This window comes from Aphanothece sacrum FPU1 (assembly GCF_003864295.1).
In the GTDB taxonomy this organism is placed as follows: Bacteria; Cyanobacteriota; Cyanobacteriia; order Cyanobacteriales; family Microcystaceae; genus Aphanothece_B; species Aphanothece_B sacrum.
In genome coordinates this window covers 138,117-157,906 of sequence record NZ_BDQK01000017.1, presented here as the reverse complement: position 1 = coordinate 157,906, position 19,790 = coordinate 138,117, and the positions used below count along the sequence as shown (strand labels likewise).

Here is a 19,790-nt window from a genome sequence, read left to right as displayed (position 1 = left end):
CGGATTATGAGAGATGGGTTAAGTAATTTAAACAATTCCCCATCAAAAAATATACCACCAGCATAGCAGCCGCCGCTAAAGCGACCAAAGTACCAGCCAGCATTAAGGAAAATTCCTGCTGTTCAATGGCTTCCTGCATTAGATGTAGCGACCAGGCGACTAGGGCTACGTCGAATATTAAAATAGGGATCAACATATTTTAAAAAATGTTAAGTTTTTTCTATTTTACTACACAATTCTAAGGTAGGAATCCCATTTATGATAAGTCTGTTAAGGATCTCTGTAGATTAGACTTCTTGTAGAAGTCTAAAGTGTTGACTCCAGATATTGCCCTAAATCTTCAATCAGTCGGGTCAATTCTGCTTCGGTAGTCAGTCGAATCCGTTCATCCCGAATCGTTAATAAGACTTTAGCCGCAAAAGGGCTAGGATATATGTTCGGATTACAAAAAACTTCTAAAAACACTTGTCCTGTGTATTGATATTCCATTGATTTTTGAGGTTTTGGCCGGCCACCTGCAGTCATATTAGCGGCGTTCGCTTTGAGACTCTGCATTAATTGATCAATTTCTGCTTTGAGTGCGATCGCTCCTTCTGGGCTAAAACTAAAGGTAACAGCTCCTTGAATCAAGTTTAGTGTAAGTTGGGCCATGAGTTAATAAATGTTAATCCTTCGTCTTGGTGAATTAATAATCCCTGCTAGAGTGACTGTAACAAAGAATCGACCCTCTAGAAAAGTTTTTGAGCATATAATTGTCCCCACCTTCCCGTAGGGGCGGGTTTCTAACAAAATTTTCATATTGTAACAAGCGTGTTAGACAAACCCGCCTCTACACACTCCCCCTCAATAGATACTTTAAATGTCTAACAGCTTATTAGGGGTTTTTCCACAGATGAGGGGTATTTTCCACAGATTTCTCTGGGTTTTCCACAACAGTTAAAGAATTAATTATTATTAGGTTAATAGTGTTTACAGTTTCGGGGAATCAAAAATTTGCTCTATCCGATAGTTTTTGAAGTATCTTTTTTAGGGCAAATTATAAATTATTAATGAACAACCAATCATCATCTAAAATCTGTTCTAAATTAGCAATGGGATAGACAGGGAAAGTATTAGAGGGGAGTCTAGTTTTTTTGTAGGTAACTTTAACTGCATCTTGGTAAGATTTATCTAAAATTTCCCTTAAATAAGGTTTTAAACTAGGACTATCTTCCAATAATTCCTTAATTAAAATCCGAAAATTCTCAATTTCTGCTTCCCATCCTGCTTGATTATATTCCCTTTCTGATTCCCAATAGGCTAATTTTAACAAATGTTCAAATAGTCGAGTCAGAAGACTTTTTAAAGCTCGTTTATCACTTCTGGTCATCCCTTCTATTTCCTCTAATAAATTTTCCCAATCTACATCAGAATATTGACCATTCCGAAGCTGTTCTAAGGTGGTTTCTAACCATATTTGATAATCTATATCATATAATTTGTGTGTCGTTGACTCAGTTTGTTCAATCATAATATTTTCTCTCAAGTGTTACAAAATTTGACGACCAGTTAGAATACCCCTGACTTCTAACATAGCTGAGTAAGTGGGAACAATGTGTAAGGTTTCCTCCGTTGTAGTTAAACTTAAGGCAGTTTGAATAGCTTGATTTAAGTCTTCTTTGATGATTAGGTTAATGGGAGAATTAAGGGTGTCTTGACTATAGGTTAAACGTAATCCCATGTCGTAGGCGCGATCACCACTAACTACTAAATTTCCGCCTAAATTGACTAATTTTTCCGTATCTACATCCCAAATCCAAGAAACATCAGTTCCATCAGGAATTCTATCATTTAAAACCAGTAGAGTGGTTGATGATTTTCCAGTGGCTTTAATGTCATTAACTGCGCGAATAGTTTCGTTCATTCCTACGGGATTTTTTGAAAGTAAAATACGGATATGTTTGCCGTCAACAGTTAATTCTTCTGCTCTCCCAAAGGCGGCTTTAAAGTGTTTAACTGTGTTAAAAATTTGGGGAGTTTCAATGGCTAATTCTTGAGCAACTAATCCAGCAGCTAAGGTGTTATATTTATTATAAACTCCGATTAAAATTTGAGGCCAATCTTTACTATTCAAGGCAAGTTTACTTTTATTAAAACCACAACTTGGACAGTTAAAATCTCCTAAATGAGATAGATAAACCCCTTGATAATCTAAGGGATGACCACAACGGGGACAGTAAATAGAATCAACTGCGTGGGGAATTTCTTCGAGATACAGTGAGGGTTCACTTAAGCCAAAATAGCTAACTTTTTGTGTTAATTTTTGTCCCAAATAGGAGAGAGTTGGATCATCGGCATTGAGAATAATCACCGTATTCTCAGAAAGAGGCGCGATCGCTTCTTGCCACCGTTGACTAATGGTGTCTACTTCTCCATAACGATCTAGTTGATCTCGAAATAAATTCAAGGCTAAAATAATTCGCGGTTGACAATCTTTTAAAACTAAAGGTAAAATATTTTCATCTACTTCTAGAATAGCATAATCAGTATTTAATTGACCAATTAAATTAGTATTATTTAATAAAGCTGTTACTAAACCATTAATTAAATTTGCTCCAGTTACATTATGAGTAACTTTCCAGCCTAGATCTTCTAGGATAGTACGTAATAATAAAGAAGTGGTGGTTTTGCCATTAGTTCCGACAACTAAAATGACTCCTTGTTTTATTTGTTCACAGAGTAAAGATAACAATTTAGGATGAACACGACGGGCAATTTCTCCTGGTAAAACACTTGCTGCGCCTAACCTTAACTGACGCACAATTCCTGTTACTGTTTTGGCAACTCCAACTGCTAAACCTAAACGCATCTGATCAATTAATTTCATAGGTTAATCTAATTTGCTTCCTAATCTATTGTTATAAACAGACGATAAATATTAAAATTAAGTTGCCTTTGCAAAAATAATTATGGTTCTACCGAACAAGTTATGCTAAATTATTACAAATGATAGACCTTAACTCTTAAGAGTTAAGCTATACAAACAAAGGTTGCCTACGCAACCTAGAATGGCTGTCCGCGCAAGCGGACTTAGTCTTTATAGGATCAGACTTGAGTCTGTCATTAATTATTAATTTAGCATAGTAAGTCCGATAGAACCATAATTATTTTTCTTATCATTAATTGCTATAATAGAATTAATGAAATTGTTAATTTAGTTCAAGTTTAATCATGTCGTCTACCCCACTTTTCATCCTAATTGATGGTCATTCTTTAGCATTTCGAGCTTATTACGCTTTCGGAAAAGCTAAAAAAGGCCCATTACGTACTTCAACCGGAATTCCTACCAGTATTTGTTTTGGCTTTCTTAACTCTATTCTGCAGATAATTGAGTCCCAACAACCTCAGTATTTTGCTATTGCCTTTGATAGAGCAGAACCGACTTTTCGTCATGAAGCTGATATTAATTATAAGGCAGATCGTCAAGAAACACCAGAAGATTTTATACCAGATTTAAATAATTTACAAGACTTATTGGCCGCTTTAAATTTAACTATTGTTACTTATCCAGGATATGAAGCAGATGACCTTTTAGGAACTTTAGCAAAACAAGGAAGTGAGACAGGATACCAAGTTAAAATTGTCAGTGGCGATCGAGATTTATTTCAATTAGTTGATGATGAAAAAAATATTAGTGTTTTATATTTAGACAGAAATGCAATTAAAGGAACATCAGGAGAAGGTTATACGGAATTTAAAGAGGAAGAGGTTCAAAAAAAATTAGGTATTAAACCAACTCAAGTAATTGATTATAAAGGTCTTTGTGGGGATACATCTGATAATATTCCAGGAGTCCGAGGAATTGGGGATAAGACCGCAGTTAAGCTATTAACCCAATATGGAACTATCGAAGAAATTTATCTAAATCTTAATGAGATTAAAGGCGCAATTCAAAACAAATTAGCCGAAGGAAAAGAAGAAGCAAATCATTCTCGATATCTAGCTAAAATTGTAGTTGATATTCCTCTTGAAGTTAACATAAAAGACTGTAAATTACAAGGATTTGATATTAATTATTTACAACCTTTATTAGAAAAATTAGAACTCAAAAAATTCTTAAAACAGATTAATCAATTACAACAGCAATTTGGAGGAGAGGTTAAAATTGAACCTCAAATCAATACCCAAAATGTTGTTATTAACGAACCACAGCAACTCTCTATATTTCACACTCAACCTCTTATATTAGAGTCGATAGCAGAAGTTAATCAATTTGCTAATAACTCCTTAATAAATCCTCAAGTTATTCTGACAATAAGCGATTTAGACAAATTAGTTAATCAGCTTAAAAATTATACTGACCATGAAAATCCTGTCGCTTGGGATACAGAGACAACTGCATTAGATCCCAAGAATGCAGAATTAGTTGGTATTGGGTGTTGTTGGGGGAATAAACCGACAGATATTGCTTATATTCCTATCGGACATAAACAAGGAAAGCAATTACAAAAAGAGCTAGTTTTAGATACATTGCGTCCCATTTTAGAAAGTAATCAATATCCGAAAACATTCCAAAATACAAAATTTGATCGTCTAATTTTACGTCATCAAGGAATCAATTTAGATGGAGTTGTTTTTGATACCATGTTGGCTAGTTATTTACTCCATCCCGAAAAAAGTCATAAACTAAGTGATTTATGTCAACAATATTTATCAGGAATAACCTCTCACAATTATAATGAATTAGGAATTCCTAAAGGCAAAAATATTGCTTATTTAGATATTAATACCGTAGCTAATTATTGCGGAATGGATGCTTATGCAACCTTTTTATTAGTGTCTAAACTAACTGCAGAATTAAACTCCATTTCTGAGCTTAAGAAATTACTTTTAGACTTAGAACAACCTCTAGAACCTGTATTAGCCGAAATGGAGAATCAAGGAATTATTATTGATACTGACTATTTACAGGAATTATCACAAAAATTAGAACAAGATTTACACTTACTCGAACAACAAGCTTATCAAGAAGCTGGACAAATCTTTAATTTAGGATCACCTAAACAACTAGGAGAAATTTTATTTGAAAAACTAGAATTAAATTTAAAAAAATCACGAAAAACTAAAACAGGTTATTCAACTGATCATGCTACTCTAGAAAAATTACAAGGAGATCATCCGATTATTGATCACATATTAGAATATCGAACCTTATCAAAATTAAAATCGACTTATGTGGATGCCTTACCGGAGTTAGTGCATCCTAAAACTCAACGTATTCATACCCATTTTAATCAATCTGTTACTGCAACAGGAAGATTATCTTCTTCTGATCCAAACTTACAAAATATTCCCATTCGTACTGAATTTTCTCGTAAAATCAGGAAAGCTTTTGTTCCCCAACAAGGATGGTTATTAGTCTCAGCAGACTATTCTCAAATTGAATTAAGAATTTTGGCACATTTGAGTCAAGAACCCGTCTTATTAGACGCTTATCGTAATAGTCAAGATGTTCATAGTGTCACTGCTAAACTATTATTTGATAAAGAAATAATAACCCCACAAGAACGAAATTTAGGGAAAACTATTAACTTTGGTGTCATCTATGGAATGGGGGCCCAAAGATTTGCTAGAGAAGCGGGGGTAAGTGTTAGTGAAGCCAAGGAATTTATTAATAAGTATCGTCAACGATATGCACAAGTATTTGAGTATTTAGAAGGGACGAAAAAAGAAGCGATCGCGAATGGTTTTGTGACGACTATTTTAGGGAGGAGACGTTATTTTCAATTTAGTACAGGAAGTTTAAATCAATTAAAAGCAACTGATCCCAATACCATTAATTTAGAGCAATTAAACTTAAATTATTTGGATGCTCAATTATTACGGGCCGCTGCTAATGCACCGATTCAGGGGTCAAGTGCAGATATTATTAAAATTGCGATGGTAAAAATGCAGAAGATTTTACAAGATTATCAAGGAAGATTATTGTTACAAGTGCATGATGAATTAGTGTTTGAAATCCCACCCAATGAATGGAAAATATTACAGGAGAAAATAAAAGAAACTATGGAAAATGCGGTTAGTTTAAGGGTTCCTTTAGTAGTAGAAATTCATTCGGGTCAAAATTGGATGGAGGCTAAATAACAATTATAATTCCTGTGATAAATCCATCTCCCCCTGCTTCCTCTGCCTCCCCTGCTCACCTTATCTTAACGTATGGTATTCAACAGGATTTCATATCAATAAAGCCCGCGATCGCGGGCTTTATATCATTAACTGAGACTAATTGACAATAGTCAACTCGGACTATTTGGCTTGTAAGTATTCCTGGATATAGGTTTCAGATGTTCGCCTTATGTCGAACTCAGGTTTGCAAGTGCGGCGGCAACGCCCTTTTATTGTTCCCTAACTTCTATTTGGGGATTCTAACCAATTAAAAACTTCTTCTAACTGATTGATATCTATAAATCCATATTGCCAAAGTACCATAGGCAGGGAACCAACAGAAGATTCCGTATACCGTACTGCCATTTTTAAAGAATCAGTAGGAATTGCTAATTGATTACGTAAAAACTCGATTAGTTGGGGTTGAGATTGAGCATTCATTGTTTTTCCTCATGCCTTTGGGTGTATGGTGTAAGAATATTTACTAGCCTTGATTGTAGATAATTGTTTGCTTTCATACACCCGCACAAACACCAGTTTATGAATGCTCAAATTTGCTATCTCCGTGTTTTCCCCAGGCAAATTATGTATATGGTGTCATAACCTTTAATATTAACTAATATTAACCAATAAATCAGCCCGCTTACGCGGGCTTTGTTTTATTAGCTGCACCTTTGACAGGTGTCAGTTATTTGCATTTTTACTTAGATTGAGCTTTGATCGCATACTCCCGAAATCTTTCTAAATCTGCCATAATTGTAGACTCTACAATTTTGCCCAAAAATAGATTATCCATAATTTTTCCTATCCACCCTGGAATATCATAAGCCACAGTTAGACGCACAATACTACTATTTTGACGATCATAAAAGCGAATTGCTCCTCGATTGGGCAATCCATCCACTGATTCCCATTGAATAATTTGATGAGGAACAATTTTTAATATTTTAGATAACCAAGTAAATTCAAAGCCACTACTAGCTAGTTTCCAACGAGATAATTCGGGATTTTCTTCTAATATCTTAACTGAATCAATCCACTTCATCCAACGAGGCATTTGTTCAAGGTCTGACCACAGATTCCAGACTAAATCTATGGGGACATTGACTTCAATTTGTACGCTATGTTCTAACCAGTTTGACATATTATAATTGAGTTATTATTGAAAGTAGGGTGGGCTATGCCCACCATCTTAACTATTTTAACGAATTGTTGAAGTTTCGGGGTTTCCTTTCAGTTGTTCTGCTTTCTCTAAAATAACTTTAGCTGCTTTTTTTCCTGAAATGGTTGCTCCTTCCATACTATCAATATAATCCTGTTGGGTGTAACTTCCAGCTAAGAAGAAATTCGGGATAGGTGTGTCTTGGGAGGGACGGTAAACGTCCATACCTGGGGCTTCTCTATAGAGAGATTGAGCTAATTTTACCACATTATACCAAGTCATATTTAATTCCCGTGATGAGGGGAAAAGTTCATGAACTTGGTTTAAAACATGATGGGCGATCGCTTCATTACTTTGTTTAATAAAAGGATCACCAGGAGTCAAAACTAATTGTAATAATGAGCCTTCTCCTTGTCTATAATAATCGGCAGGACTACTTAATGCTAAATCAGAAAAGCAAGAAAAATCCGCATCGGATGTATACAATAAATTATCAATTCCGGCGGCTTTTTCTAATTGTTTTCGTTGTTGAGGATTATTTAATTCTGTGACCCAACCATCAAATCTTAATTGTACAGTAGCAACGGGAACCGCTTCCAGTTTATAAATATTATCAAACAGAGAATATTGTCGCCATTTTTCAGGGATTAATCGTTGAATTCCTGGCACATCACAAGCACAAACATAAGCATCAGCCGTAACGTTTTCTTCTGTTTCTCCTTGAGCAATAATCATGCCTGTTACATTAATTTGATGGTCTTTTTCTTCAAATAAAATGTCTCTAACTTGCCGCCGAGTATGAATTTTTACCCCTCTATTTTCAAGATAATTAATAATAGGTTTATGTAAATATTCGTGAGGAGAACCTTCTAACATCCGTAATACTGAAGCTTCAGTTTTAGTAGCAAAAAAGAGGAAAATTGTCAACATACAACGGGCGGAAATATTTTCTGTATCAATAAATCCCAAGGCATAAGCGATGGGGTTCCACATCCGTTTAAGACTTCCGTTGTTACCTCCATGATTACGAAACCAATCAGCAAAACTGATAGAATCAAGTTCTCGGATGGTTTTCATGGCCCCCTCAAAATCAATTAAACCCCGAACAATGGGACTAATACCCAAGGCCAAAGAATTAGCGAGTTTATCGACGGTAGACAGTTGAGAGGTAGTAAAAAAGGCTTTTAACCCGTTAAATGGGGCCCCAGTCAGAAAGCGAAAGTCTAATTCTCCGATTTTTCCTCCTTGGTTAATAAAGGTGTGGGTATGTTGTTTGAGACGTAAATTATCAATTGCACCTACTTTTGTCATTAACTCAAATAGATTGTAATAGCAACCAAAAAAGACGTGCAACCCCATTTCAATATGATTACCGTCATTATCTACCCAACTACCGACTTTTCCGCCAATAAAGGGGCGAGATTCAAAGATTTCGACTTCGCAACCTGCATCCACTAAGTCTATCGCGGTAGCCATTCCGGCTAACCCTGCACCAACAATCGCAACTCGCATTCTCTGTTCCTTTTCTGAGATTCCTTTACATATTGTAATAAGTATAGCAGTCAGCCATCAGCCATCAGCTTTTTTATTTTCCTTTAATGGTAGGGGTTTCCTCCATTTTATGTCTTAACCGCCTTGGTTGTTGCTATCTTAATCCTATTTTACAGCCTTATAATTGACCTAATTCTCGTAATTTTTCCTCTAATTCTTTAACTCTTGCCTCTGCTTGTTCAGCGCGTTGATATTCCTGTTCGGCCCGTTGTTCTGCTGCTTGTTTCAATTTTCCTAATTCCACATAAGTTAAAAACATTTGTCCTGTTGGGCTAAATATCTGTAAATTGCCCTGATTAATCTCAAAGCGAATACTTAAACGCGGACTTATCCATCCTTCCATTGTCTCAATAACACTGAGGCGATTTTCTTGTCTTATCCAACCACTCAAATCCACTTTATCAGGATCATAAATATAATATTCTTCTACCCCATAACGGTCATAAAACTCTAATTTTTGTCCCATTTCCTTTAAAGTATTACCAGGAGAAAGAATTTCAAACACAACCTGCGGCGCAATTTGATTTTCTTCCCATTGTTTATAAGAACCTCTGTCACCTTTAGGACGACCAAATGCTACCATAACATCGGGCGCACGACGTAATTTATTATTGCCTTGAATGGGATACCATAACAAATCTCCAGCAATAAAAACATCTGGGTTATCAGCAAATAATAACTCTAAATTCTCTTTAATTGTGACAATTATACGAAATTGTTGGGTATTATCTGCCATGGGTTGACCGTCACTGTCAGGATAGATAATATCGGGATTAGTTTGGGGAATTATCTGTTGTACCATTTGTTTAATTGGGGGATAATTCGGTGATCTATTTCTATTATATTAAAATAACATTTTTTTAGTTATTATCAGATGTGGACACCTTGAAAGGTGCAGCTACAAAAACAAAGCCCGCCTTCGCGGGCTGAGAGATTAAAAGCCTACTTTGGTAGGCTTTGTTTGTATAGCCTCAGCCTTTAGGCTGAAGGCTTTTGAATATTAAACCCTTATTTTAAACGTTTAAATTAACAATTTATCTGCAAATTATCTACTAAAAATGCCCACTTATCTGCAATTTCTTCGATAATTTTTGTGGTAGGTTTTCCTGCCCCATGACCTGCTTTTGTTTCGATACGAATTAACACAGGATTCTCACCTACATGGGCATTTTGTAACGCCGCAGCAAACTTGAAACTATGGGCAGGAACGACTCGATCATCATGATCTGCGGTTGTAATCATTGTAGCAGGATAAGACGTTTCTGGCTTCAAATTATGCAGGGGAGAATAAGCATAAAGTGTGTCAAAATCTTCCTCATTTTCGGAACTTCCATACTCTGCACACCAAGCCCAACCTATTGTAAATTGATGAAAACGTAGCATATCTAAAACTCCAACAGAGGGTAACGCAGCCCCTAATAAATCGGGGCGTTGTGTCATACAAGCCCCCACTAATAAACCTCCATTACTTCCCCCTCCAATGGCTAATTTTTTAGGGGATGTATAGTTATTTTTAATTAACCATTCTGCGGCACAAATAAAGTCATCAAAGACATTTTGTTTCTGACTTTTCATTCCTGCTTGATGCCATGCTTCTCCATATTCTCCACCACCTCGTAAATTAGGAACTGCATAAACTCCCCCCATTTCCATCCAAACTAGATTACTTAGGGAAAAATTGGGAGTTAAAGACACATTAAATCCACCATATCCATAAAGATAAGTTGGGTTATTTCCCTCTAATTTTAAACACTTTTTATGAGTAATAAACATCGGAATTTTTGTTCCGTCTTTACTTGTATAAAAAACTTGTTTCACTTCAAACTCATCAGGATTAAAGTCTACATTAGGTTGACGGAAAAGTTTACTTTCTCCTGTTATCATATCGTAATGATAAATGGTTGAAGGGGTAGTAAAACTGGTATAACTATAAAAGGTTTCAGTCTCGTATCTTTTGCCGTTAAAACCTCCTGCTGATCCAATTCCAGGTAAAGTTACTTCTCGAATAAAATCACCTTGTAAATCAAATATTTTAATAGAAGAATAAGCATCTTTAAGATAATCACAAATAAATTGATTATTTAAGATTCCAACCCCTTCTAGAGTTTCTTCCGTTTCAGGAATAATTTTTAGCCAATTTTCTTTTTGACGATCATTAATATCTATCCCTATCACTTTACCTTTTGGGGCGTTTAAATCCGTTCTAAACCAAAAGATTGAACCATCATGATCAATGAAACTATAGTTAGCTTCAAATTCGTTAATTAATTCAATTACTTGAGAGTTTTGAACTGTTAAATCTTTATAAAAGATAAGATTTTTGGGATCTGTTCCTTTCCCAATACTAATAATTAAATATTGTCCATCTTCCGTAACTCTACCACTAAATCCCCATTCTTTTTCATCAGGACGATGATAAATTAAAATATCTTCAGATTGAGGGGTTCCTAAACGATGATAATATAATTTTTGATAATAATTAATTTCTTCTAATTTTGTTTTTTCCTTGGGTTCATTATAACGACTATAGAAAAATCCTTGATGATCATGTATCCAAGATGCACCAGAGAATTTAATCCATTTTAACTGATCAGATAGATCTTTTCCCGTTTCTATTTCTTTGACTTTCCATTCTACCCAATCTGATCCCGCTACTGATAACCCATAGGCTAAATATTGGGCATTTTTAGAGATAGATAATCCTGATAAAGCTACTGTCCCATCTTCTGATAAAGTATTGGGATCTAATAAAATTTTGGGTTCATCATCAAGATTTTTTAAAGTATAGAGTACATTTTGATTTTGTAAGCCATTATTCTTAAAATAAAAATAGCGATCGCCTTCTTTAAAGGGGATACCATATTTTTCATAATCCCAGAGTTTAGTTAAACGCTGTTTAATGGTGTCTCTAGCTGGAATTTGGGATAAATAATCAAAAGTAATTTGATTTTGTGCTTCTATCCAAGCTTGACTTTCTTTTGAGTCCGGGTTTTCTAACCAACGATAAGGATCTTTAATTTCTCTACCATGATAATTATCAATGATATCTTGTTGAGGAGTGTTGGGATAAGAAAATTTAGAGAACATTGTTAGTAATTTAATCACAGATAAAGATTAAAGCTAATTATATCATAAATGTTATAATATAATTCATCAATACTTTATTATAAATAAAAAATCATGAATAATATAATTTTGGATAAAACGATAAAAGTTGCTTTAATTGGGGAATATAACCCCGCTTTTAAACCGCATATTGCTACTGATAATGCGATTAGTCACTCAGCCAAACAATTAGGAATTAATGTTGAAAGCGTCTGGGTTTCAACTGAAATAATAAAAGAAAAAATTTTTGATACTTATCATGGAGTTTGGATTGCCCCTGGTAGTCCCTATAAAAATCTTAATAAGACTCTTTGGGTAATTCGTTATGCCCGTGAAAATCATCTTCCTTGTTTGGGAACTTGTGGTGGTTTTCAACATATAATTATTGAATATGCCCGTAACGTTTTAGGATTTCAGGATGCCCAACACGCTGAATATGATCCCTATGCTTCAAATTTGTTTATTTCACAACTTGATTGTTCTTTAGTGGGACAGGCAATGAAGTTAAAATTTACTCCAGAATCAAAAGTTGCTAACATTTATAAATCTCTTACTGCTGTTGAACAATACTATTGTAATTTTGCTTTAAATCCTGATTATATTCCTCTAATTAAAAGCAGTGAATTAAGAGTCACTGGTGGGGATAGCAAAGGAGAAGTTAGAGTTATCGAACTACCAGATCATCCTTTTTTTGTGGGAACCCTATTTGTTCCTCAAGTGGGATCAACTGATACAAAACCCCATCCTTTAGTTACAGCATTTTTGCAAAATATTTACCAATTAAAATAATTTTCTACTGATTAGGGACTTGCAGTTAAATAAGATACCAATTGATCCCCCCTAACCCCCCTTAAAAAGGGCAGGGCTGTTTCATTGTTTTAAATTCCCTCAGCCTAAAGGCTGGGGCTATACGCACGAAGCCTGCCTTCGCAGGCTTTTTCATCTAATATTAAATATTAATAAATAATTCAGCCCGCGCAGGCGGGCTTTGCCCTTGTAGCTGCACCTTTTAAGGTGTCAGTACGAGGGAAAATGAATCAGCCCTGCCTTAAAAAGGGGGGAATTATTCCTAAGCGGGTACATGATTTTTTTGCACATTCCTTAACTAGGTATCCAGTTACCATGAAAACCACTAGGAACACGAACAGGTAAATGAACAGTGGCTATAGGTTCTTGTTCAAAATTAGCGGGATCTATAATTAATAAATCGCTGGTGTTAGTATTTTCATTATACGCTAATGTGACAATATAGCCATCTAATTCTGATGTTTTATTGGGATGAGGAATAAATGCGGGTTCTCCACAATAAGAACCGGATTTTAATTGATGAATTTTTTGAGTTTGGTTAACAACATCATATTGAATTAAAGCAGGAAAATAGTTAGGCAGTTGTTTTTGAGATAATAATTCAGTATCGATATGGGGTGCATAACCAAAGCGATAGGGGTTTGCTAATTTACGACTATCAATAACAGGAAAGTCTATATAATGATCGTCTAAGGGTTGTTGACTAATCTTTTGAGTTGGTAAGTCAATAGTCATTCTTTGTAAGTTTGATTTATTGGCTAAAATCACTTGCCAATTACTTTCTAACTTCATTTTAGGATAGTAAACATAATCAATCATAACTTGATTATTTTGTTCATAAGCATTCATAAAATGCCATACCCAAAATGCCTCTGTTTTAATATAAATTGGTTTTTTATTAGGATTATGACGATCTACTAAAATAATTGTACTTCCTGCTTCTGGTTCCCAATTAAACGGTGTATTATTTTCTTTGGCTTTTTGCATATTAAATGCTAAGGGACACTGAAAAAATATGGCATAATTTTGAGTAATTGCCATATCATGTATGAGTACGGGTTGAGAAATTTCTATGGGATAATTTCTAATTATTTTTCCTTGTTTATCGGCAATATAATAATGTAAGTAAGGAGTATTAAAGAAAGAATAACGATAAAAATGTAGTTCTCCCGTGATAGGATCTACTTTAGGATGGGCAGTCATCGATTGTTCTAATTTACCATTAAAATCCCATTTTCCAACTGTCTCTAAGTCTTTATTTATTTCATAGGGTAAACCAATTTCATATAGGGCTAAAAGTTTACCTCCATGAGCCATAATATTAGTATTAGCATAATTCTTGAATTTTAACTCAGATAATTCTTTACCTTCAAACATTTCATAGGTTAGTCCACTGGTTTGAATCCAACGATTTTTATAACTAACTTTTCCTTGATTAAAATAAATTCCGTGTAACATTCCATCCCCTTCTAAGGGATAGTTATAAGCACTAGGTTTAAACATCGGGTTTGGGCCATTACGGACATACATTCCCTGTAATTCTTTGGGAATTGTTCCTGATACTTTTAAATTATTAATATCAAGTTCTTGAAAAACTGGAGCATTAATTCCAGTTAAAAAACTATTATCACTTTTCCAACTTTTATATGATTGTTTAGTTTGATAAAGAGGTTGAGATTGCACAGGAAAGTCATGAAAAGCGACAGTAGCAAGACTAGAAAGCATGGATTGAATTAAAAAGTCTCTTCGTTTCATATTGGTTCCTTTAATTAAAATTTACTATCTTTGAGTATTTCTGTAGCTAGTTGTGTATCAAGAGAAATTGATTCAGTAGGAAAATGTCTCATAACATCAATTGCTGTCCATCCTTCTTTATCTTGATGAAGTGCAGCAGAAATTAAAGCTCCACGAATGGCATAAAATCCATTAGAATTAGGATGGGTACTAAAAATATTTCCCATACTTTTCAACAAATCTTCCATGAGGGGAGTTCTTAACAAACGAGAAAATCTGACCCCATCAATAGTATGACGTTTTTGTAAAGTATGACGCAATCCAATTAATGTTTTTTCATCAAATTGACTGGCATAAAATGCAAATTCTTTGGTGATTCTGCCTTCTTTGGCATATATTTCTAAAGAGTCTATAGACAAAGGAAAATTGAAGGGGCCATAAATAAAATACAGCTTATCTGCACTCAAAGCAGGTTGAGCAATTAAAGGAATTATTAATCCCCATAATCCTAACCAAAAACCAGGAATTTTGTTCATATTTATATAAAGTTAAGTTATCTTAACAATCAGAATGCGTCGAATTTCTATTTACGTTACTTCAACTCTCAGATTAAAATGCTTTTAATTAATCAAATATTAAGGAAGTCAAATTGATCAGGGAAAAGGTACTAAGTCTCTTTACAAATTTTAAGTTTAAATTTATAGTTAAAGTATTCATTTGTTAATTATGTAACAGAAAAAATTTGTAACTATGACTAATCAATCAATAACGATGATTAAAATTGAACATCAACCTAGTGAAGCGCGTTTGCAAGAATTAGGGGTCAAAACTTGGCCCATATGGAGTAAGGAAGTGTCACAGTTTCCTTGGACATATGATGAGTCAGAAACCTGTTATTTTCTTGAAGGAGACGTAATTGTTACTCCTAATCAGGGAGAACCTGTTATTATGAGTCAAGGAGATTTAGTGACTTTTCCGGCGGGAATGTCTTGTACTTGGAATATTCGCCGTGATGTGAGAAAACATTACAACTTTGGCTAATCCTAGCTCATTGCTCAGAAGTGGCACGCCGCATCTTGCCTGTGATAATCTATATAATAATTAATTATGAATTTTATTCACTATTTACAGGAATTACAAAATAATCTGACTAGAGGTAGTGAACGGACTCATTACCCAAACTTGAAAAATCTTGTAGATAGTGGGATGTTAGGAATTACTACTACTATAGAAGAAACGGGAAATCAAGCAGGTATACCTGATTTTACTGTGAGAAAAAATGATAATTTGTTAGGGTATATTGAAGCTAAAAAGATAGGTGAAAATTTAGATAAAATAGAACAAAGTGAACAGTTGCAACGGTATTTTGACTCAGCAATTGGACAAAATCTGATTTTAACTAATTACTTAGAGTTTCGCTGGTATATTGATGGTAAATTACAATTAAAAACTACTTTAGGAAAGATTGAGAAAGAGCAAATTATTATTGTTGATGATGCAGCAAAAACTGAGGAATTAATACAGTCTTTTTTAAACCGTCAAGAAAGAGTTATCAATGATTATTATGATTTAGCTAAACAAATGGCCGCAGCAACGAAAGCGGTTAGATATGGTATTACAGAATCGTTAAAATTAGAAGATGAACAGGGAGAGTTAACCCAACTTAAGTTATTGTTTCAGGATTTATTATTGCCTGATTTAGATAATAATAATTTTGCTGATATGTATGCTCAAACTATTGCTTATGGGTTATTTACTGCTAGGGTTGGTCATGCACAAAATCCAGGACAAGAGATTTTTGGTCGCAAAACGGCAAGTATATATATAAGTGATAAAATTCCATTTTTAAAAGGTTTATTTACTACGGTTATTGAAACGGATATTGTTAGTAAAATTAATTGGACAATTGAGCAATTAGTGGAACTTTTAGCTAAGGTTGATATGAGTAATATCTTAGAAAACTTTGGCAGGGAAACGAGACAAGAAGACCCCGTTGTACATTTTTATGAGACGTTTTTAGCTGCTTATGAAGCTTCATTAAGAAAGAGTCGAGGGGTTTATTATACTCCTGAACCTGTGGTATCTTTTATTGTGAGGGCAGTTAATGATTTATTAGATCAAGAATTTGATTTAGATGATGGGTTAGGTAGTCGAAAAGTGACAATTTTAGACCCCGCAACAGGAACCGGAACTTTTTTATATGAAGTGATTAAACAAATATATTTTAACTTTGAAAAGTATGGGGTTAACCGATGGAATGAGTTATTAAGAGATAAGAAGGTTTTAGAAAGATTATATGGGTTTGAGTTGTTAATGACTCCTTATACTATTGCTCATTTAAAGTTAGTTTTGTTATTGGAAACTTTGGGTTATCGCTTTGCAGAGAAAGAACGACTGAATATTTATTTAACTAATACGTTAGAAGAAGGGGTGAAAAAGTCGGAGGTATTATTAGGGAAATATATTTCAGAAGAAGCAAATAAAGCAGCAGCAGTTAAAACTGAAATTCCTATTTATGTCGTCTTAGGAAACCCTCCCTATTCTGTGAGTTCCCAAAATGCGAGTAAACGAAAAAGAATGGTTAATGAGGATACACAATATTTAGCAGATGTTCAATATACTGGTGAAGTTTGGAACAAAATTTATAAAATAGGTAAAGCAGGTAAAATAATTACAGAGTTAACTCATATTGGGGAACTTTTAGAACGTTATAAGGGTAGAGTAAGATTAGATGGGGAAAGGAATATTCAACCTTTAGATGATGATTATATTAAGTTTATTCGTTTTGCACATAATCAAATAGAAAAAACAGGTCATGGTATTATAGGGTTTATTACGAATCATTCTTATCTTAATGGGTTAATTCATAGAGGAATGCGAGAGGAGTTATTAAAGTCCTTTGATAGTCTTTATATTATTGATTTACATGGTAATTCTTTGTTAAAAGAAACGACACCAGATGGAGAAGTTGATCAAAATGTCTTTGATATTCAACAAGGGGTTGCTATTTTAATTGCTGTTAGTAAAAAGAGTCATCCTGATTATTTTTCAACGGTGTATAAAAAGAGAGAAGGGGATAAGTTAACTGGGGAGGTTTTCTATTATGATTTATGGGGAAAACGAGAAGATAAATATAAGTTTCTAGATGCAATGAATATTAATAATATTGAATGGGTTAAGTTAAATTCTACTCATCCTAATTTTTTCTTTTCTCCTAAAGATTTTGATTTAGAAGACGAGTATACACTAGGATGGAGTATCATAGATATATTCAATGTTTATGCTGCTGGTGTTAAAACAAGAAGAGATAATTTATGTGTAGATTTTGATCAGGATATTCTTGTTAAAAAATTTAAAGATATTGCAGATAATAATAATATTCAAAACTTAAAAGAAACTTATCAAATTAGAGATACAGAGTATTGGACATTATCGAACGCACAAAAACATATTAAAAATTCTATAATTGAATCTCATATCAAAACTTATATTTATCGACCTTTTGATAGTAGATGGGTTTACTATAATCCTCTGATTATTGAAAGAGGTGATAGTCGTTGGAATTTAATGAGACATATGTTATATGAAAACTTAGCATTATTAACAATGAGAGGAATTAGAGAAGGTGAGTACAATCATTTTTTTATATCTGATGACTTAGTTAATAAAGATGCAGTTTCTATCAAAGATAATTGTTATGTTTTCCCTCTCTACACTTACCCTGACACAGAAAACCAACAAACCAACCTATTTAAAGAAAAAAAACCTAACTTATCTCCTGAATTTTTAACTGCTATCAAAGAAAGATTAGGTTATATTCCCACCCCAGAAACCATCTTTTACTATGCTTATGCAGTGTTTCATTCTCCTACCTATCGTCAAAGATATGCAGACTTTCTTAAAATAGACTTTCCTCGTCTTCCCCTCACCAAAAATAAACAACTATTCACCACATTAGCAACTCAAGGAGAAACATTAGTTAACCTCCATTTAATGAAATCTGAACAACTCAATAATCTGATCACCCAATATCAAGGAGATGGGGAAAACCAAGTTACTCAAGTTATATATAGTCCCCAACTTCAACAAGTTTCAATCAATAAAAACTGTCAGTTTACAGGTATTACCGAAAACGTTTGGCAATTTAAAATAGGAGGATATCAAGTCTTAGACAAATGGTTAAAAGACCGTAAAAAAGATAACCGTAAACTCTCCAATGATGATATTATTCACTATCAAAAAATTGTTGTTGCCTTAAAAAATACCATTGAGATAATGCAGGAAATTGATACAATAATTCCCAGTTTTCCCATAGAATAAGTAACAGGTTTTAACAGTGTTAAACCCCTACAATAAATCAATAACTTATAGATTAAACTTTAAGAAACCTTGTCCCTCACCTAATATCTCCTTTGCGTCTTTGCGTCTTTGCGCGAGATAAAACAAAATTATTGTGACAATAAGAGATATTGCCCAAAGATGATAAATAAGATATAATCAAAAAATAAGTAATGTATGACTTGTTAAAATTATGACAACACAATTAATAGAATTAGAAGGAAGTTGGGAAGAAATTTTAAAACAAGCAGATAAATTTATTGGTCATCGCGTTAGAGTTATTATCCTTACAACAGAAGCAGAAATCAAACAAGCAATAACAATTGAATCCCAAAAAGAACTAGATAAATTAAACTCTAATTATCTTATTGGTGGCAATGAAAATATTAGATTTGGAGATTTATCACAGGAAGAACAAGAGTCTATTAAACAAGCTTTAGTATCTCAAACAGAAGGAAAATTAGAACGTTGGAAGTGTAAATAAATAACAATGCCTTACGAAATTTGGCGGTCTTTAATTACAAAATAAAAACTACAAGGCTTAGAACAAAATAATCAAGAAATAGTTCATTCTTAATCATATTGATGTTATCGATATGATTAAATTTTATTAATAGATAGTAATCAAATAGAAAAAGTTAGCTATAATAAAAACATAATTATTGATAATCTTCATCATGAATTCAACAAATTTAACCGTTAAAATTTCCTTTGAATCTTTAGTAGATGCTATTTCAACGTTAAATATTGAAGATAAACAAAAACTTTGGCAAATTATTGATAATCAATTGAATATTAGTGAAAATGAAGACGAACCCTATGATTGGGGAGAAAACGGACAACCAGAAACTAAACCTGTTGAGTATGTTATGGGAAAAGGTGTGATAGTAATTGAGCGAAATAAAACAAAAATGATTATCAACAAAGGAATATTACCTGCTACATAATT

At 33.7% G+C, this 19,790-nt stretch carries 17 protein-coding genes; 6 read left to right on the top strand and 11 right to left on the bottom strand.

What is annotated here, in order from left to right:
• Positions 1 to 4 precede the first annotated feature (4 nt).
• The 4 genes from AsFPU1_RS20575 to AsFPU1_RS20560 all read right to left on the bottom strand — a co-directional run bounded on the left by AsFPU1_RS20575 (position 5) and on the right by AsFPU1_RS20560 (position 2,866).
• Positions 5 to 196: a hypothetical protein gene (locus AsFPU1_RS20575; RefSeq protein ID WP_124976696.1), complete on the bottom strand. Its 192-nt coding sequence runs from the start codon at positions 194 to 196 to the stop codon at positions 5 to 7.
• A gap of 110 nt (positions 197 to 306) precedes the next feature.
• Entirely contained in the window at positions 307 to 651 is a 345-nt protein-coding gene (locus AsFPU1_RS20570; RefSeq protein ID WP_124976698.1) for a hypothetical protein, read from the bottom strand.
• Positions 652 to 1,036: 385 nt separating this feature from the next.
• Entirely contained in the window at positions 1,037 to 1,510 is a 474-nt protein-coding gene (locus AsFPU1_RS20565) for a DUF29 domain-containing protein (RefSeq protein WP_124976700.1), read from the bottom strand.
• Positions 1,511 to 1,528: 18 nt separating this feature from the next.
• Positions 1,529 to 2,866, bottom strand: coding sequence for a Mur ligase family protein (locus AsFPU1_RS20560; protein WP_124976702.1), 1,338 nt, complete (start codon positions 2,864 to 2,866; stop codon positions 1,529 to 1,531).
• Between the two features lie 344 nt (positions 2,867 to 3,210).
• Between AsFPU1_RS20560 and polA the strand changes: the two genes are divergently transcribed.
• A complete protein-coding gene (gene polA / locus AsFPU1_RS20555) occupies positions 3,211 to 6,123 on the top strand; it encodes a DNA polymerase I (RefSeq protein WP_124976704.1) in 2,913 nt (970 codons plus the stop codon).
• Between the two features lie 261 nt (positions 6,124 to 6,384).
• Here polA and AsFPU1_RS20550 read toward each other — a convergent pair whose 3' ends face one another.
• The 5 genes from AsFPU1_RS20550 to AsFPU1_RS20530 form a co-directional block, all read right to left on the bottom strand.
• Positions 6,385 to 6,585: a DUF2949 domain-containing protein gene (locus tag AsFPU1_RS20550; RefSeq protein ID WP_125061179.1), complete on the bottom strand. Its 201-nt coding sequence runs from the start codon at positions 6,583 to 6,585 to the stop codon at positions 6,385 to 6,387.
• Positions 6,586 to 6,844: 259 nt separating this feature from the next.
• Positions 6,845 to 7,288: an SRPBCC family protein gene (locus AsFPU1_RS20545; protein ID WP_124973798.1), complete on the bottom strand. Its 444-nt coding sequence runs from the start codon at positions 7,286 to 7,288 to the stop codon at positions 6,845 to 6,847.
• Between the two features lie 57 nt (positions 7,289 to 7,345).
• Positions 7,346 to 8,818: a 9,9'-di-cis-zeta-carotene desaturase gene (gene zds, locus AsFPU1_RS20540; protein WP_124973796.1), complete on the bottom strand. Its 1,473-nt coding sequence runs from the start codon at positions 8,816 to 8,818 to the stop codon at positions 7,346 to 7,348.
• Between the two features lie 157 nt (positions 8,819 to 8,975).
• On the bottom strand, positions 8,976 to 9,659 hold the full coding sequence (locus AsFPU1_RS20535) for a Uma2 family endonuclease (protein WP_124973794.1): 684 nt from the start codon (positions 9,657 to 9,659) through the stop codon (positions 8,976 to 8,978).
• 224 nt (positions 9,660 to 9,883) lie between these two features.
• Positions 9,884 to 11,944: a prolyl oligopeptidase family serine peptidase gene (locus tag AsFPU1_RS20530; RefSeq protein ID WP_124973792.1), complete on the bottom strand. Its 2,061-nt coding sequence runs from the start codon at positions 11,942 to 11,944 to the stop codon at positions 9,884 to 9,886.
• 93 nt (positions 11,945 to 12,037) lie between these two features.
• Between AsFPU1_RS20530 and AsFPU1_RS20525 the strand changes: the two genes are divergently transcribed.
• A complete protein-coding gene (locus AsFPU1_RS20525) occupies positions 12,038 to 12,751 on the top strand; it encodes a CTP synthase C-terminal region-related (seleno)protein (protein WP_124973789.1) in 714 nt (237 codons plus the stop codon).
• A gap of 312 nt (positions 12,752 to 13,063) precedes the next feature.
• Here AsFPU1_RS20525 and AsFPU1_RS20520 read toward each other — a convergent pair whose 3' ends face one another.
• Positions 13,064 to 14,524, bottom strand: coding sequence for a carotenoid oxygenase family protein (locus AsFPU1_RS20520; protein ID WP_124973787.1), 1,461 nt, complete (start codon positions 14,522 to 14,524; stop codon positions 13,064 to 13,066).
• A gap of 14 nt (positions 14,525 to 14,538) precedes the next feature.
• The gene (locus AsFPU1_RS20515; protein WP_124973785.1) at positions 14,539 to 15,039 is read right to left on the bottom strand and encodes an alpha/beta hydrolase; all 501 of its coding nucleotides are present in this window, start codon (positions 15,037 to 15,039) and stop codon (positions 14,539 to 14,541) included.
• Positions 15,040 to 15,253: 214 nt separating this feature from the next.
• On the opposite strand from AsFPU1_RS20515, the gene AsFPU1_RS20510 reads away from it, so the two are divergent.
• The 4 genes from AsFPU1_RS20510 (at position 15,254) to AsFPU1_RS20495 (ending at position 19,788) form a co-directional block, all read left to right on the top strand.
• Positions 15,254 to 15,544, top strand: coding sequence for a cupin domain-containing protein (locus tag AsFPU1_RS20510; RefSeq protein WP_124973783.1), 291 nt, complete (start codon positions 15,254 to 15,256; stop codon positions 15,542 to 15,544).
• A gap of 66 nt (positions 15,545 to 15,610) precedes the next feature.
• On the top strand, positions 15,611 to 18,823 hold the full coding sequence (locus tag AsFPU1_RS20505) for a type ISP restriction/modification enzyme (protein WP_124973781.1): 3,213 nt from the start codon (positions 15,611 to 15,613) through the stop codon (positions 18,821 to 18,823).
• A 211-nt stretch (positions 18,824 to 19,034) separates the two neighbouring features.
• Positions 19,035 to 19,325, top strand: a complete 291-nt coding sequence (locus tag AsFPU1_RS20500; protein WP_124973779.1) for a hypothetical protein — start codon at positions 19,035 to 19,037, stop codon at positions 19,323 to 19,325.
• A gap of 193 nt (positions 19,326 to 19,518) precedes the next feature.
• Entirely contained in the window at positions 19,519 to 19,788 is a 270-nt protein-coding gene (locus tag AsFPU1_RS20495) for a hypothetical protein (protein ID WP_124973777.1), read from the top strand.
• Positions 19,789 to 19,790 lie beyond the last annotated feature (2 nt).